Here is a 14,382-nt window from a genome sequence, read left to right as displayed (position 1 = left end):
TCCCGGCTCATCCGAGTACCGAGGCCGCGCGCATGTCCGCGGCGAGCGCCTCGATCTGCTCGGTGGTCGCCGGCATCTGCGGCAGTCGGGGATCACCGACGTCGACGCCTTGCAGGCGCAGGCCGGCCTTCGACATCGTCACCCCGCCCAGCCGGGCCATCGCGTTGCACAGCGGGGCGACGGCGGCGTTGACCTTGCGGGCGGTGGCGACGTCACCGGAACCGAAGGCGGACAACAGTTGCCGAAGCTGGCCCGCGGCCACGTGGGAGATCACGCTGATGAAACCGGTGGCGCCCATGGCCAGCCAAGGCAGGTTCAGCGCGTCGTCTCCGGAGTAGTAGACCAACCCGGTCTCGGCGATGATCTGCCCGCCGCTGTGCAGGTCGGCCTTGGCGTCCTTGACGCCCACGATGTTCGGGTGCGCCGCCAGCGCCCGGATGGTGTCCGGCTCGATCGGAACGACGGACCGCCCGGGGATGTCGTAGAGCAGCACCGGCAGGTCCGTCGCGTCGGCGACGGCGGTGAAATGCGCGAACAGACCGGTCTGGGGCGGTTTCGAGTAGTACGGGGTGACCACCAGCAGGCCGTGGGCGCCCTCGGCCGCGGCCGCCGTGGCGAGCCGCACGCTGTGCGCGGTGTCGTAGCTGCCGGCGCCGGCGATGACCCGCGCGCGGTCGCCGACGGCCTCCAGCACGGCGCGGAGCAGTTCGCGCTTCTCGTCGTCGGTGGTGGTCGGGGACTCGCCGGTGGTGCCGGATACCACCAGGCCGTCGCAGCCCGCGTCCACCAGATGATTGGCCAGGTGCGCCGCCGCTGCGGTATCGACCGAGCCGTCGGGGCCGAATGGAGTCACCATCGCGGTCAAGACGGTTCCCAACCGCGCCGGGGCGTCAAATCCGACGGTGCTCACGGTGTTCAGGTTACCTGGCGGCGGCAAGGTGTTTAGCACCCACGCGGGCACCGCGCGGGAGTCAGGCTTCGGTGGCCAGTGGACTGGTCGCGACCTCGGTGCCGTCGGCCAGGGTCGAGATCTCGAAGTCCGCGAACACCGCCGGCGCGGCGCCGGTCAGCTGCCGCAGGCACTCGATGGCCAGCCGGCGGATCTCGAGGTCGGCGTGCTCGCTGGCCCGCATGGCGATGAAGTGCCGCCACGCGCGGTAGTTGCCCGTCACGACGATGCGGGTCTCGGTGGCGTTGGGCAGCACCGCGCGGGCGGCCTGGCGGGCCTGCTTGCGGCGCAGCACCGCGGTGGCCTGGTCGGCGAACTTGGCCTCCAGCTTGGCGAGCAGCGCGGCGTAGGTGGCGCGGCTGGCGTCGGCGGCCGCGGTGAGGATCTCGACGAGCTCGGGATCGTCCTCCATGCCGGGCGGGACGACGACGCGCGAGTCGTTCTCCGGCACGTAGCGCTGCGAGAGCTGGGAGTAGGAGAAGTGGCGGTGCCGGATGAGCTCGTGCGTGCACGACCGCGAGATGCCGGTGATGTAGAAGGAGACGCTGGCGTGTTCGAGCACCGAGAAGTGCCCGACGTCGATGATGTGTTTGATGTATCCGGCGTTGCTTGCGGTGCGCGGATTCGGCTTGGACCAGCTCTGGTAGCAGGCCCGGCCCGCGAACTCGACGAGCGCCGGGCCGCCGTCGGCGTCGGTGTCCCACGGCACGTCCGGCGGCGCCACGAACTCGGTTTTGGCGATCAGCTGCACCCGCAGCGGCGCGGTCTCGGCCACGGGCTCACCCTAGCCGGGCGGCCTCCGGGATCCCCAACTCAGCCGGACCCCCTCGCGTCCGCGGCGCCGACGCGCCGCGATCAGCCGGCGCGCTTGGCGGCGGCGCGAAGCTCCGCGGCGAGATCGCCGCGGTCGGCCACGCTGACCCCGCCCAACCCGAGCCATGACGCCATGGATTCCAGCTCGCCGGCCAGCGCCTCGGCGACGCGGGGCCGCGACACCTCGGGTTCGCCGAACGCACCCATGACGCGCAGCGAGTCGGCCGCCCGATCCGCCTTGAGGTCGACCCGGGCCACCAGCTGCCCGTCCATCAGCAGCGGCCAGACGTAGTAGCCGTATTGGCGCTTGGCGGCCGGGGTGTAGATCTCGATGCGGTAGTGGAAGTCGAACAGCCGCTCGACGCGGGGACGGAAGAAGATCAGCGGATCGAACGGGCACAACAGCGCGGTGCCCCGGTCGCGGCGGGGCACCGTCCGGCCGGCCCGCAGGTACGCCGGCGCGGGCCACCCGTCGACGCTGACCTGTTCGACCTCTCCGGCCGACACGAGGTCGGCGAGTGCGGGCTTGACCTGGCGGGCCGAGAGCCGGAAGTAGTCGCGGATGTCGGCCTCGGTGCCCACGCCGAGCGCGGTCGCGGCGCGCAGCACCAATTGGCGCACCGCCTCGTCGTCGTCGACCTGGCGGGCCAGCACGTCAGCGGGCAGCACACGCTCGGACAGGTCGTAGTGCCGCGCGAACCCGACCCGGGTGGCGGTGGTGAGCACGCCGGCCGCGAACAGCGCCTCGGCGACCCACTTGGTGTCGCTGCGGGTCCACCACGTGCCTTTCTTCCGGCGCGGCTCGGCGGCCAGGTGGGCTTCGATCTGCCCGGCGGTGCTGGGCCCCAATTCGGCGACGGCGGCCACCACATCGTCGACGAGCTGTGGATTCTCCTTGACGATGTGGGTGCCCCACCGGCCGTGCCGGTACTGGCGCATCCGCCAGCGCAGCAGCGGCCAGTCGTCGACGGTAACCAACGCGGCCTCGTGCACCCAGTATTCGGCCAGCAGCCGCGCCGAGCGCGGACCCCAGGCCGCGCGGTCCAGGACGTCGCGGTCGTAGGGGCCGAGCCGGCTGAACACCGGCGCGTAGTGCGCGCGAACGGCCACCGACACCGAATCCAGTTGCAGCACCTGGATGCGCGCCATCAACCGTTTCAAGTGCGCGCGCGTGACCGGACCGGTCGGCTTGGCATCGGTAAAGCCTTGCGCCGCAACGGCTATCCGCCGCGCCTGGGCGACGGACAGCCGCTGAGTCGACACGCCGCTGAGACTACCGTTGCTCAGGACGGGTTCAGCGACGCCGCGAGCGCACTCACCGCGCGCCGACCTTCTGCCCCGACGCGGCCGCGCCGTTCGCCGGCTCGCCCTGTCGTTCCTGGTACGCCGATTCCAGGGCGGCCGGCACCGGCTCCAGGTCGCGGTAGACGACCATCAGCTTTTCGAGCACCGCGATGCGCTGCGCAGTGGCCTCTTCGACCGCCCGCCGAGCCTCCTCGCGGTCCCGGTCGGCCTTCTGCTTCGCCTCGGCAAGAAGCTGTTCGCGGGCCTGCTGCGCGTCGTTGCGCAGGGCGGCCAATTCGGCCTCCAGCTGTTTGCGGGTCTCCTCGTATTCGGCCTCCAAGGCCTCGCGTTGCGCGGCCATGTCCGCCAGCACCTCGTCGCGCTTGCGTTCGGCCGCCTCGGCCTCGGCCTCGGCCGCCGCGATCAGCGCCTCCGCCTCGGCCCGCGCCTCGGCTTGCATCTCGGCGATTTCGTCGACCGCGCGCCGCAGCATCTTGGCCATCCGTTGCTGTACCGCGTGCGGCGAGGGCGAGGTGTCCGTCAGGACGGCGACCTCCTTGCGCAACGCGGCCGCTTCCTCGCCGGATTCCTGTAACCGGGCCCGCAGGCTTTCGACATCGTCGATCAACAGCCGTTGTTTGGCCGTCAGCGTCTCGACGTGCGCGTCGACCGCGGCTTGGTCGTAGCCCATGAACTTGCGAGAAAACGTCTTGGCAGGTTCGGATATCACTGATCGTTCTCCTTCCGGATAACGCCTGCTAGACGTGTTGGTGATCGACCCCCGTGTCCGAGTATGTCAGGTGTGGGCGGCCGGGTTCGCAGGCCGACGGTAGCTGTGGAAGCGATACCGCAGCCCGCAGCGGCTGGTGAGCCACTCCCCCGTCTCGCCCAGCCAGGAGTCGTCGAGCACGGGCGCCAGCGCGTCGTCGTCGTCGCGCGGCAGTTCGATGTCGACCTCGGTGACCTCGCACCGGCTGGCGTGCGGCAGGGCGAGCACGTAGACCTGCTCGCCGCCGATCACCCAGGTGTCGGTGCCACCGCCCTGGGCGGCCGCCAGCGCCGCGTCCAGCGAGTCGACCACTTGGGCCCCCGCTGCGGCGAAGTCATCCCGGCGCGACAACACGATGTTTTCGCGGCCGGGCAGCGGCCGCACCCTGGCCGGCAACGACTCCCAGGTGCGCCGGCCCATCACCACCGGGTGCCCCAGGGTCACCTCCTTGAAGCGGACGAGGTCCTCGGGCACGTCCCAGGGGATGCCGCCACCGCGACCGATGACGCCAGACGTCGACTGGGCCCACACCAGGCCCACCGAGGACGTCATACGGCGACGGGAGCTTTGATTGCCGGGTGCGGATCGTAGTTGGTGACGACGACGTCCTCGTAGGTGTAGTCGAAGATCGAATCTCGTTGCGCCAGAACTAGATTCGGGTACGGTCGCGGTTCGCGGGTGAGCTGCAACCGCACCTGCTCGACGTGGTTGTCGTAGATGTGGCAGTCACCGCCGGTCCACACGAATTCGCCGACGGCCAAGCCTGATTGGGCGGCCATCATGTGGGTGAGCAGCGCGTAGCTGGCGATGTTGAACGGCACGCCAAGGAAGAGGTCGGCGCTGCGCTGGTAGAGCTGGCAGCTCAACCGCCCGTCGGCGACGTAGAACTGGAAGAACGCGTGGCACGGCGGCAGCGCCATCTGCGGGATTTCGCCGACGTTCCACGCCGAGACGATGATGCGCCGTGAGTCGGGGTCGGTGCGCAGCAACTCGAGTGCCGCGCTGATCTGGTCGACGTGCTCGCCCGTCGGCGTCGGCCAAGACCGCCATTGCACGCCGTAGACGGGGCCGAGATCGCCTGTGGGGCTTGCCCATTCGTCCCAAATGGTGACGCCGTGGCGTTGCAGCCATTCGACGTTGGAATCACCGCGCAGAAACCACAGCAACTCGTAGACCACCGATTTGAGGTGCACCTTTTTGGTGGTGAGCAGCGGGAAGCCGGCCGACAGGTCGTAGCGCAGTTGCTGGCCGAACAGGCTGCGGGTGCCGGTGCCGGTGCGGTCGGATTTGGCCGTGCCCCGTTCGAGCACCAGGCGCAGCAGGTCCTCGTAGGGCGTAGGAATCGGCACGCGGTCAGCTTAGCGGCGATCGCAAGCGCGGCGAAGCCGGCGCGCGTGGGGGCACCTCCCGCTTGCGGGGGCGGGTCGACGCCCTCCAATTCCGCGGCGAAACGACGCGGTGCATTGGTCGGCGATCGTGCGGAGTAGAACGAGTGGATGCCCAACGTCATCGACACCATCACCACCCCCGACGGCATCTGCACGGTGCACCTGTTCACCCCGGGCGGCCCGGAATCGCAGGTCCCGTGGCCCGGCGTCATCATGTACCCGGACGCGGGCGGCGTGCGCGACACCTTCCAGCAGATGGCGGCCAAACTGGCCGACTACGGCTACACCGTGCTGCTCCCGGACGTGTACTACCGCGATCCCGACTGGGCCCCGTTCGACATGGCGACGGTATTTGCCGACGAGCAGGAGCGCAAGCGGCTTTTCCGCCTGATCGGCAGCGTCACCCCGGATCGGATGGCAAGCGACGCTTCGGTTTTCTTCGATTATCTTGCCGCCCGCCCGGAGGTGAGCGGTGAACGATTCGGCGTGTGCGGCTATTGCATGGGCGGGCGCACGTCGCTGGTGGTGGCGGGCCGGGTCCCGGATCGGGTCGCCGCGGCGGCGTCCTTCCACGGCGGCGGCCTGGTGACCGACACCGACGACAGCCCGCACCTGCTGGCGGACCGGATCAGCGCCACGATTTACGTGGGCGGTGCGCAGGACGACGCGTCGTTCACGCCCGATCACGCCGAGCAGCTGGACAAGGCGCTGACGGCGGCCGGCGTGCCGCACACCATTGAGTGGTACGCGGCGGGCCACGGCTTCGCGGTCCCCGACAACGGCCCCTACGACGCCGCCGCGGCCGAGCGGCATTGGCAGGCTATGACGGACGTCTTCGGCTCGGCGCTGCCTCGCTAGGCGGGTTCGACCGCGGGTCGGCGGTGTCGGTGGACGCGGATTTACGCCGGGTCACCTCGTCGACCAGCAGCGCCGCGGCCAGCGCCGCACCGTCGCTGCGCACGGCCGACGCCACGGCGCGCGCCCGTGCCCGCGCCTCGGGCGTCAGGACCGCCCGCAGCGGCACCGACAGGGACTCGACGCTGGGAATGGGGCCGTCGTGCGCGGCGCCGATTCCCAGGCGGGTCACCCGGCCGGCCCAGTAGGGCTGATCGGCGCCCTGCGGGATCAGCACCTGCGGCGCCCCGGCCCGCGCGGCCGTGGTGGTGGTGCCGGCACCGCCGTGGTGCACGACGGCCGCCACCCGCGCGAAGAGCGCCTGCTGGTTGACCTCGCCGACCGCGAAGCAGTCGTCTGAGTCGTCGACCGGGGCCAGGTCTGCCCACCCCTGGGCGAGTACCACACGGCGGCCCTGCGCGCGGACCGCCTCGATGGCCACCTGGGCGACGTCCCGCGAGGCGCGCATGGGCATGCTGCCGAATCCGACGTAGACGGGCGCTTCGCCGGCGTCGAGGAACGCCGTCAAGTCCGGGGCCAGCGGACGCCGGTCGGGCAACAACCACGCGCCGGTCTGCACCACCTCGATGTCGCTGGGCCGCTGCCACGGCCCCAGCGTCGGGTCGACCGCCAGCCACGGCCGGCCGGTGATCCCGTAGTCACGCACGTTGTCCACCGGCGGCAGCCCGATCGCCGCCCGGTGACCGTTGAGCACGGCGCCGAACAGCGTCTGCATGGACTGCGCGTCGACCTGCCAGAGCACCCGGTGGTCGATCAGCCCCACCGGGAACGCGCCGTTGGCGTAGGCGGGCGGCGGGAAGTGCGGCGACGGCAAGATGGTCGGCTGGTAGCTGGCGTAGACGTAGTCGGCGCCGATTGCCTCGGCCACCGACCGCACGGCCGCCGAGACGGGCGGAAAGCCGGTAGACACCAGCGCGTCGCATCCCGCGGCCGCGGTCGCCACCGTGTCGAATTGCACGGCGATCAGCCCGTCGAGGTGCCGGCGCAGGTCCTCCTCCGACGGCAACGGGCCCGTCTTCATCGCGCGCAGCGGCTCCCCGAAGGGTGCCAGCGGGACACCGACATCGCCCAGCAGGGTCGCGAACTCCTCGTCCGGCGGCGCGCAGACCAGCACCTCGACGCCGCGGGCCTGCAGCTGCAGCGCGAGTCCCGCCAGCGGCTCGACGCCCCCGCGGGAGTCGTAGGTCGAGAGCAGGACACGCAATTCGGCGACTCACTTCCGCAGGTTGATCGGCCGACCTTAGCGTCGGCGTCCCTGCGGGATTACCCCCGCGAGGCCGGGACTTCTCACCGAACGGCGAAACCAGAGGTCCGGCGCCGCGCAACCTAAGAATCATCGCGACCACAACGCTGGCCCGCGATCATGACCCCGCAGTCGTCAACGGGCGCTGCAGGCGATCGTCACTGCGAACCGCCGGGCCGCGCCTGGAATCCCTGCGCGGCGCCGAGCAGCAGGCCGCCGTCGATCACCATGGTTTCGCCGGTGATCCAGCTGGCCGCGTCCGACACCAGGAACGCCACCGCGGCGGCCACGTCCGCGGGCTCGCCGATGCGTCCCAGCGCGATCGACGACGCGAGCGGGTCCTCATTGTCCTTCCACAGCGCCTCGGCGAGCCGGGTGCGGACGACGCCCGGTGCGATGGCGTTGACCCGCACCCCCGGTGAAAGTTCCAGGGCCAGTTGCTTGGTGGCGTGGATCAGCGCCGCTTTGGTCGCGTTGTACATGCCCATTCCCGGCGACTGATGCAGCCCGCCGATGGAGGCCGTGTTGACGATGGCCCCGCCGTGCTCGCCCATCCACGCCTTCACGGCGAGCGAGGTCCACAACAGCGGCGCCCACAAGTTGACGTCGAAGATCTTGCTGAACCGGGCGTGGTCCTGGTCGATCAGGGCGCCGAACGCCGGGTTGGTGCCGGCGTTGTTGACCAGGATGTCCAGGCTGCCGAACCGCTCCAAGGCGATGTCGACGCAGCGGCGGGCGGCCTCCTCGTCGACGGCGTGCGCTCCGACGCCCAGGGCCTGCCCGTCCACCTGCGCCGCGGCCTCGTCGGCCGCTTCCTGCTTGCGGGCGGTGAGGACGACGCTGGCGCCCGCGGCGGCGAGTTGCTGAGCGATGGCGAGGCCGATTCCACGCGAGGCGCCCGTGATGATCGCGGTGCGGCCGGTCAAATCCAATGAGGTCATAGAGTGCGCCTTCTCTCGCGTAAATCGGTTAACTGACGATGTTTGTCCCGAAGTTTTAGTGGTATGCGACACGCATGTTAGCGAAATTAACCTTTGCGAAAACCCTTGCTGCCGCCGGGGCAGCCGCCGCCGCGATCGCCGCAGCTCCGGCCGCGACCGCTGACGTCATCGCGGCCGGCCCGGGGTCCGTGTCGGGCGCGCCGACCCACGTCGTGTTCAAGGACGACCCGGGCGGCGGCGGTTGCGACGGGAACGGCAACTGCGGTGGCGGCGGCCAATTCAACGGCCCGGGCGGCGGACCCGGCGGGCAGGGCTGCGTCCCCGGCGTCGGCTGCGGCGGTGGCGGCCAGAACGCCGGGCCGGGCGGAATCCCGGGCGGCAGCGGATGCCTTCCCGGTGTCGGCTGCGGCTCCGGCCACGCCTGAGCCCCTCACCTGCTCGCTGCGCCCGCGCCTCTCGGCAGCCTGGCGATCCAGGCCCGGGAGGCGGCGGGGTCGATGACGTCGTCCAGTTCGAACGTGGTGGCCGCGCGTAACGCCTTGCCGTGGTCGTAGGCGGCCGCTACCAGGCGCTCGAAGAGCTGCTGGCGTTCGCCCGGATCGGTGACGGCGGCGAGTTCCTTGCTGAAGCCGAGCCGCACGGCGCCCTCGAGGCCCATTCCCCCGATCTCGCCGGTCGGCCACGCGACGGTGAATCGCGGCGCCCGGAAGGACCCGCCGGCCATCGCCATCGCGCCGAGCCCGTAGGCCTTGCGCAAGATGATCATGCCCAACGGCACCGTCAGCTGCGCGCCGACCACGAACAGATGGCCGAACCGGCGCACCGCGGCCTCCTTCTCCGCCTCGGGCCCCACCATGAAGCCGGGCGTGTCGCACAGCGCGATGATCGGCAACCGGAACGACTCGCACAGCGCGAGGAAGTCGCCCGCCTTGTCGGCGGCCTCGGCGTCGATGGCGCCGCCCAGGTGGTGGGTGCTGTTGGCGATCAGCCCGTAGGCCACGCCTTCCACCCGGACCAGCGCGGTGACGATCCCGACGCCGTAGTCCGCCCGCAGCACCAGCGCGGAACCGACGTCGACGATCGACTCGATCGCGCGGTGCACGTCGTAGGCGCGTAATCTGTTCTCCGGCACAACGTTTCGCGCCAACCGCGGGTCCGGCGTCTCCCACTCGTCCAAACTGCCCTGAAAGTACGACAGGTACTGCTTGGCCAGCGCCACCGCGTGGCCTTCGTCGCGGGCGACGAGGCCGACCACGCCGTTGCGGCGCTGCACGGCGATCGGCCCGATCGCCTCCGGTGGGTACACGCCCAGCCCGCCGCCCTCGATCATCGCCGGCCCACCCATGCCGATGTTGGCATCCGGAGTCGCGATGATGACGTCGCAGACACCGGCCAGAGCGGCGTTACCGGCGAAGCACCGGCCGGAGACGACGGACACCAGCGGCACCCGGCCGCGCAGACCGGCGAGCATGCGGAAGGTCGGGACGTCCAGGCCGGCGGCGCCGCCGGCGTCGGTGTCGCCCGGGCGGCCCCCACCGCCCTCGGCGAAAAGCACCACTGAGCACCGCTCGCGGGCCGCCAGGTCGAAGACTCGGTCGGTTTTGGCGTGGTTGCGCATGCCCTGCGTGCCCGCCAGCACCGTGTAGTCGTACGACACGACCACGGCACGGGAGGCGTCCCGCCCGAACCGCTCAGCGCCGATCGTCGCGACACCCGCGACCAGCCCGTCGGCCGGGGTGTTGGCGATCAGGTCATCTTCGCTGCGGCGGCTGCGCTGGGCCGCGATCGCCAACGCGCCGTACTCGACGAAGCTTCCGGGGTCGACGAGGTCGTCGATGTTCTCCCGCGCGGTGCGACGGCCCCGCTCGTGCCGCTTCGCGACGGCGGCCGGGCGGCCCTGGTCGAGGGTGAGCAGGTGGCGGTGCGCCACCTCGTCGAGGTCCGCGCGCGGGCGGTCGAGATCCGCTGAGGCGGTTGCCGATTCATCTTGACCGCCGGTCTGCGCGGGGGTGAAGACGAGCAGCGGGTCACCGGTGCCGACGACCTGCCCGGCGGCCACCAGGTTACGTGCGGTGCGCAACGCCTCGGGCGCGGTGAGGACGTGCTGCATCTTCATCGCCTCGAGCACCACCAGCTGCCCGCCGGCCGGGCAGTCGAGGCCTTCGGGCACCACCTCCACCACGGTGCCCGCGAGTTGCGCCCGCAGCACGCGTTCACCCGGGTAGAGATCGACCGCCGCGGCGGGCGGATCGTGCCGCTGCGAGAGCGCCGCCGTCGCGAGCTCCGGGAGTGCATCTTCGAGGAAACCCGTGGTGACCCAACCGGCTTCGAGCCGCGCGTCGGCCAGCAGCGCGCGCAGCATTGCGATGTTGGTGGCAACGCCCTCGATCTCGAACTCGGTCAGCGCGGTGCGCGCCTTGCGCAGGGCCGCCGGCCACGACGGCTGCCGCACGTGGGTGACCACCTTGGCCAGTAACGAGTCGTAGCGGGGGCTGATCGCCAGACCCGCCTTGCCGTAGGTGTCGACGCGCACGCCGGGGCCGGCCGGCGGGGCGAACGCCGTGATGGTGCCCGCGGCGGGCGCCACCGTGAAGTCGGGGCGCAGGGTTTCCGCGTTGACCCTGGCCTGCACGGCGATGCCGCGCTGCGCGGCCGGCTCGCCCAGGACCTCGGTGCCGTCGGAGGCGATGCCGGCGGGCAAGCCGAGCCGGTAGTAGGAGGTGCCCTTGGCGATCGCCAGCTGGACGGCGACCAGGTCGAAGCCGGTGGTCTCCTCGGTGACCGTGTGCTCGACCTGGATGCGCGGATTGACTTCGAGGAACACGAATTCGTCGCCCGTGACCAGGAATTCGACGGTGGCGAGGCCGTGCAGACCCACCCGCGCACACAGCCGAGCCGCCGCTTGATGCAGCGCGCGCCGCACGTCATCCGAGAGGCCTTGTGCCGGCGCGATTTCGACCAGCTTCTGATAGCGGCGCTGCACGCTGCAATCGCGGTCACCCAGCGCCAGCGCGTGGGTCTGATGGCCGGCAGGGCCCGCCACGATCTGCACCTCGATGTGCCGCGCGTCGTCGAGCAGCGCCTCGGCGAACAGCGCCGAGTCCCCGAAGCCCGTCTCGGCCTCCGCGGCGCACAGGCGGTAGGCGTCGTCGACCTCGCCGACGTCGTCGACCCGGCGCATTCCCCGGCCGCCTCCTCCGGCGAGCGCCTTGATCATGATGGCGCCGGGCCGGGCGACGAGGAACTCCTTGATGTCGGCGACACTGCTGGGCCCGTCCGTGGCGGGCAGCGTGGGGACGCCGGCCGCGGCCGCGGCCCGGCGCGCGGTGGTCTTGTTGCCGAAGACGTCGAGCACCCGCGCGTCCGGTCCGACGAACGTGTGGCCCGCGGCGGCGCAGGCCGATGCGAATCTTGCGTTCTCGCTGAGGAATCCGTAACCGGGATGGATGAAGTCGGCGCGGCAGGACGTGGCGGCGCCGAGGACCGCGCTGTGGTCCAGGTATGCGCCGGGGCCGGCGCCGGCCAGCCCGATCGCCTCGTCGGCCGCGTGCACGTGCGGGCTCGCCGCGTCGTCCTCGGCGTAGACGGCCACCGTGTGCATCCCGAGTTCAGTCGCGGTCCGGATGATTCGCAGCGCAATCTCGCCGCGGTTGGCGACCAGCACGGTGGGGCTCATCGCAGCGGCTCGCCCCAGCGCACCTGCGCGCGCAGCGCCGCCTTGAGCACCTTGCCGCCGGCGTTGCGCGGCAGTGCGGCGTCGGCCAGGCAAACATATTGCGGCACTTTGTAATCGGCGAGCTGTCCGCGGCAGTGTTCGAGCACCGCGGGCACGTCGATCGGCGCGCCGCCGCCGAACAACACCGCGCCCACCTTCTCCCCCATGACGTCATCGGGCACGCCCAGCACGCACGCGTCGGCGACGCCGGGAGCGGACAGCAGTGCGGCCTCGACCTCGACGCTGGACACGTTCTCGCCGCCGCGGTTGATGATGTCCTTGAGCCGGTCCACCAGGTGCACCCTGCCTGCGTCGTCGACGCGGACCACGTCGCCGGTGTGCAGCCACCCGTCGACCAGGGTGGCCGCGGTGGCCTCCGGGCGGTTCCAATACCCGGTCATCACGTTGACGCCCTTCGCGAGCAACTCGCCGACGCGAGGGTCGTCGCCGAGCGGGGCGACCGCCAGGTCCACCGAGGGCACCGCGTATCCGACGGAGTCGGCGTGATCGACCGCGTCGGAGTCGGGCAGCACGGTCAGCAGCGAGGCCGTCTCGGTCATCCCGTAGCCGTTGAAGACTGTGGCGTCCGGGAACGCCGCCTGCACCGACCGCACCAGCGAGGGGGCGATTGGCGCTCCGCCGTAGCCCACCCACCGCACGCCGGACACGTCGGCGTCGGCAAAAGAGCTGTGTCGCAACATCAGCGAGTAGACGGCGGGCACGGTCACCAAGACCGAGATCCGCTCGGCAGCCAGCGCGGTGATCACCGCGTCCAGATCCAGGGTGGGCATGATGACCGCCGTACCGCCCAGGCGGGTCGCCACCAGAAGCTGCGTGTTGCAACCGGTCACGTGAAACAGCGGCACCGAGATCAGCGTGCGCATCGCCTCGCCGAGGTCCCTCGGCTGGTCCAGGCAGCGAATCGAATTCTCGGTGTTGGTCAAGAAGGCCGCGTGCGTGGTCGGCACCCCCTTGGGGTGACCGGTGGTGCCGGACGTATAGAACAGCGCCGCGATGTCGGTGGGCGCGAGCCCGTCGCTCACATAGGGGTTCCCGTCGGGCAGTGCGGAGTCCGGGCCCAGGTCGACCCGCGCGCCGCAATCGGACAGCACGAAGTCCACCTCCGGCCGCGCGGAGCGCGTATTGACCGCTACCGCAACGCCACCGGCCATCACCGTGCCCCAGAACGCCACCGCCCACCTGGTTCCCGCCGGGTAGCGCAGCGCCACCCGGTCGCCGGGGCCCACGCCGGCCGCGCGCAGCCCCCCGGCGACGCGGGCGGCGCGCTCCCACAGCTGCCGGTAGGTGAGCCGGTCGGCGCCGAGCTCCACCACCGCCTCGCTGTCGGGGCGGCGCTCGACCTGTCCGGCGAGCATCTCGAGCAACGTGGCGGGCAGCTCGTCGTAGCGCGGGACACCGTCGGCCACGCGAGACACTCCCGTCGTGGCGAACGGATTGTGCGTGCGCGGGATTTCGATTACTGCAGGCATGCCCGGTCCCTAATGATCCCGTGTCCTATCGTGTTAGCGGTGACGATCGAGGACTCCGCCATCATGCCCGAGGCGTTCTTCGCTGTCGACGGCGACTCCTACCTGCCGGGCCCGCTGACGCAAGGCCCGTGGGGACCCACGATGGGCGGGCAGATCGTCGGTGGCCTGCTGGGCTGGGGCATCGAACGGGTGGGCGCGGTTCCGGATTTCCAGCCCGCCCGCCTCACGGTGGACCTGCTGCGTCCGGCGTTGCTCGAGCCGGTTCGACTGCAGACGTCGGTGCAGCGGGAAGGCCGGCGCATCAAGCTGATCGACGGCGCGTTGCTGCAGCGGGGAACGGTCGTCGCGCGGGCCAGCGCGCTGTTTCTGCGGCGCGGTGAGCATCCCGACGGGCGCGTGTGGTCGACGCCCGCCACGATGCCGCCACCGCCGCTAGACACCGGCGACATGGAAACCGACACACCGTTTCTGATCTGGACGTACGGCGCCACCGCCGCGGGCCACCCCGGCATCGCCGCCGGCGAGTGGGAGCAGTCGCACGCGCAGAAGTTCGCCTGGGCACGCCTCTTTCGCCCGATGGTGCACGGCCACCCCTTGACCCCGTTCACGCGGCTGGCGTTCGCCGGTGACATCACCAGCTCGCTGACCCATTGGGGCACCGGAGGATTGCGCTACATCAACGCTGACTACACCGTCACCGCGAGCCGGCTGCCCGACGGCGAATACCTCGGCCTGGCGGCGAACAGCCACTACGGCACGGCCGGGGTGGCCACGGGCGCCGCGACGCTGTTCGATTGCCGCGGCCCGCTCGGGACCAGTTCCGCGTTGGCCTTGGCTCAGCCCGCCGAGGCGTTCCAGCCGACGCACAATTGAGC

At 71.1% G+C, this 14,382-nt stretch carries 13 protein-coding genes; 3 read left to right on the top strand and 10 right to left on the bottom strand.

The genetic code is table 11. The features are described from left to right. Positions 1–7: 7 nt before the first annotated feature. The 6 genes from dapA to A5700_RS19065 all read right to left on the bottom strand — a co-directional run bounded on the left by dapA (position 8) and on the right by A5700_RS19065 (position 5,164). Complete coding sequence (gene dapA, locus A5700_RS19090) at positions 8–910, bottom strand: 4-hydroxy-tetrahydrodipicolinate synthase (RefSeq protein ID WP_068074745.1); 903 nt, start codon at positions 908–910, stop codon at positions 8–10. A gap of 61 nt (positions 911–971) precedes the next feature. Then, positions 972–1,724, bottom strand: coding sequence for an FAD-dependent thymidylate synthase (gene thyX / locus A5700_RS19085; protein WP_068074683.1), 753 nt, complete (start codon positions 1,722–1,724; stop codon positions 972–974). A gap of 80 nt (positions 1,725–1,804) precedes the next feature. Then, positions 1,805–3,025 (bottom strand): winged helix-turn-helix domain-containing protein, encoded by a 1,221-nt coding sequence (locus A5700_RS19080; RefSeq protein WP_068074680.1) that lies wholly within the window; start codon positions 3,023–3,025, stop codon positions 1,805–1,807. A 52-nt stretch (positions 3,026–3,077) separates the two neighbouring features. Beyond that, the gene (locus tag A5700_RS19075) at positions 3,078–3,776 is read right to left on the bottom strand and encodes a DivIVA domain-containing protein (protein WP_068074677.1); all 699 of its coding nucleotides are present in this window, start codon (positions 3,774–3,776) and stop codon (positions 3,078–3,080) included. 66 nt (positions 3,777–3,842) lie between these two features. Beyond that, positions 3,843–4,367, bottom strand: a complete 525-nt coding sequence (locus A5700_RS19070) for a dihydrofolate reductase (protein WP_068074675.1) — start codon at positions 4,365–4,367, stop codon at positions 3,843–3,845. Beyond that, positions 4,364–5,164, bottom strand: coding sequence for a thymidylate synthase (locus A5700_RS19065; RefSeq protein WP_068074672.1), 801 nt, complete (start codon positions 5,162–5,164; stop codon positions 4,364–4,366). The genes A5700_RS19070 and A5700_RS19065 overlap by 4 nt, the downstream gene beginning before the upstream one ends. Before the next feature lie 147 nt (positions 5,165–5,311). Here A5700_RS19065 and A5700_RS19060 point away from each other — a divergent pair, with 147 nt between their 5' ends. Continuing rightward, positions 5,312–6,061, top strand: a complete 750-nt coding sequence (locus tag A5700_RS19060; RefSeq protein WP_068074669.1) for a dienelactone hydrolase family protein — start codon at positions 5,312–5,314, stop codon at positions 6,059–6,061. Here A5700_RS19060 and A5700_RS19055 read toward each other — a convergent pair. Beyond that, positions 6,024–7,322: a glycosyltransferase gene (locus tag A5700_RS19055; RefSeq protein ID WP_068074665.1), complete on the bottom strand. Its 1,299-nt coding sequence runs from the start codon at positions 7,320–7,322 to the stop codon at positions 6,024–6,026. The genes A5700_RS19060 and A5700_RS19055 overlap by 38 nt on opposite strands. 197 nt (positions 7,323–7,519) lie before the next feature. Beyond that, positions 7,520–8,302, bottom strand: a complete 783-nt coding sequence (locus A5700_RS19050) for an SDR family oxidoreductase (protein ID WP_068074662.1) — start codon at positions 8,300–8,302, stop codon at positions 7,520–7,522. Between the two features lie 74 nt (positions 8,303–8,376). Here A5700_RS19050 and A5700_RS19045 point away from each other — a divergent pair, with 74 nt between their 5' ends. Next, positions 8,377–8,727: a PE-PGRS family protein gene (locus A5700_RS19045; RefSeq protein WP_068074659.1), complete on the top strand. Its 351-nt coding sequence runs from the start codon at positions 8,377–8,379 to the stop codon at positions 8,725–8,727. 5 nt (positions 8,728–8,732) lie between these two features. Here A5700_RS19045 and A5700_RS19040 read toward each other — a convergent pair whose 3' ends face one another. Together A5700_RS19040 and A5700_RS19035 are read right to left on the bottom strand one after the other, a co-directional pair. After that, on the bottom strand, positions 8,733–11,978 hold the full coding sequence (locus A5700_RS19040) for a carboxyl transferase domain-containing protein (protein WP_068074656.1): 3,246 nt from the start codon (positions 11,976–11,978) through the stop codon (positions 8,733–8,735). Beyond that, positions 11,975–13,507 (bottom strand): class I adenylate-forming enzyme family protein, encoded by a 1,533-nt coding sequence (locus A5700_RS19035; RefSeq protein WP_068074653.1) that lies wholly within the window; start codon positions 13,505–13,507, stop codon positions 11,975–11,977. Before A5700_RS19035 ends, A5700_RS19040 begins: the two co-directional genes overlap by 4 nt. 39 nt (positions 13,508–13,546) lie before the next feature. On the opposite strand from A5700_RS19035, the gene A5700_RS19030 reads away from it, so the two are divergent. After that, on the top strand, positions 13,547–14,380 hold the full coding sequence (locus A5700_RS19030; protein ID WP_197502952.1) for a thioesterase family protein: 834 nt from the start codon (positions 13,547–13,549) through the stop codon (positions 14,378–14,380). Positions 14,381–14,382: the final 2 nt, after the last annotated feature.

It is taken from the genome of Mycobacterium sp. E1214, assembly GCF_001666755.1.
Taxonomy (GTDB): domain Bacteria; phylum Actinomycetota; class Actinomycetes; order Mycobacteriales; family Mycobacteriaceae; genus Mycobacterium.
This window is presented reverse-complemented; position numbering and strand designations above follow the sequence as displayed.

Bases quoted from the DNA above. Each gene is read 5' to 3' on its own strand.
- A5700_RS19040 (WP_068074656.1), bottom strand. From the start codon at position 11,978: ATGAGCCCCACCGTGCTGGTCGCCAACCGCGGCGAGATTGCGCTGCGA.
- A5700_RS19070 (WP_068074675.1), bottom strand. From the start codon at position 4,367: ATGACGTCCTCGGTGGGCCTGGTGTGGGCCCAGTCGACGTCTGGCGTC.
- A5700_RS19050 (WP_068074662.1), bottom strand. From the start codon at position 8,302: ATGACCTCATTGGATTTGACCGGCCGCACCGCGATCATCACGGGCGCC.
- A5700_RS19035 (WP_068074653.1), bottom strand. From the start codon at position 13,507: ATGCCTGCAGTAATCGAAATCCCGCGCACGCACAATCCGTTCGCCACG.
- A5700_RS19060 (WP_068074669.1), top strand. From the start codon at position 5,312: ATGCCCAACGTCATCGACACCATCACCACCCCCGACGGCATCTGCACG.
- A5700_RS19045 (WP_068074659.1), top strand. From the start codon at position 8,377: ATGTTAGCGAAATTAACCTTTGCGAAAACCCTTGCTGCCGCCGGGGCA.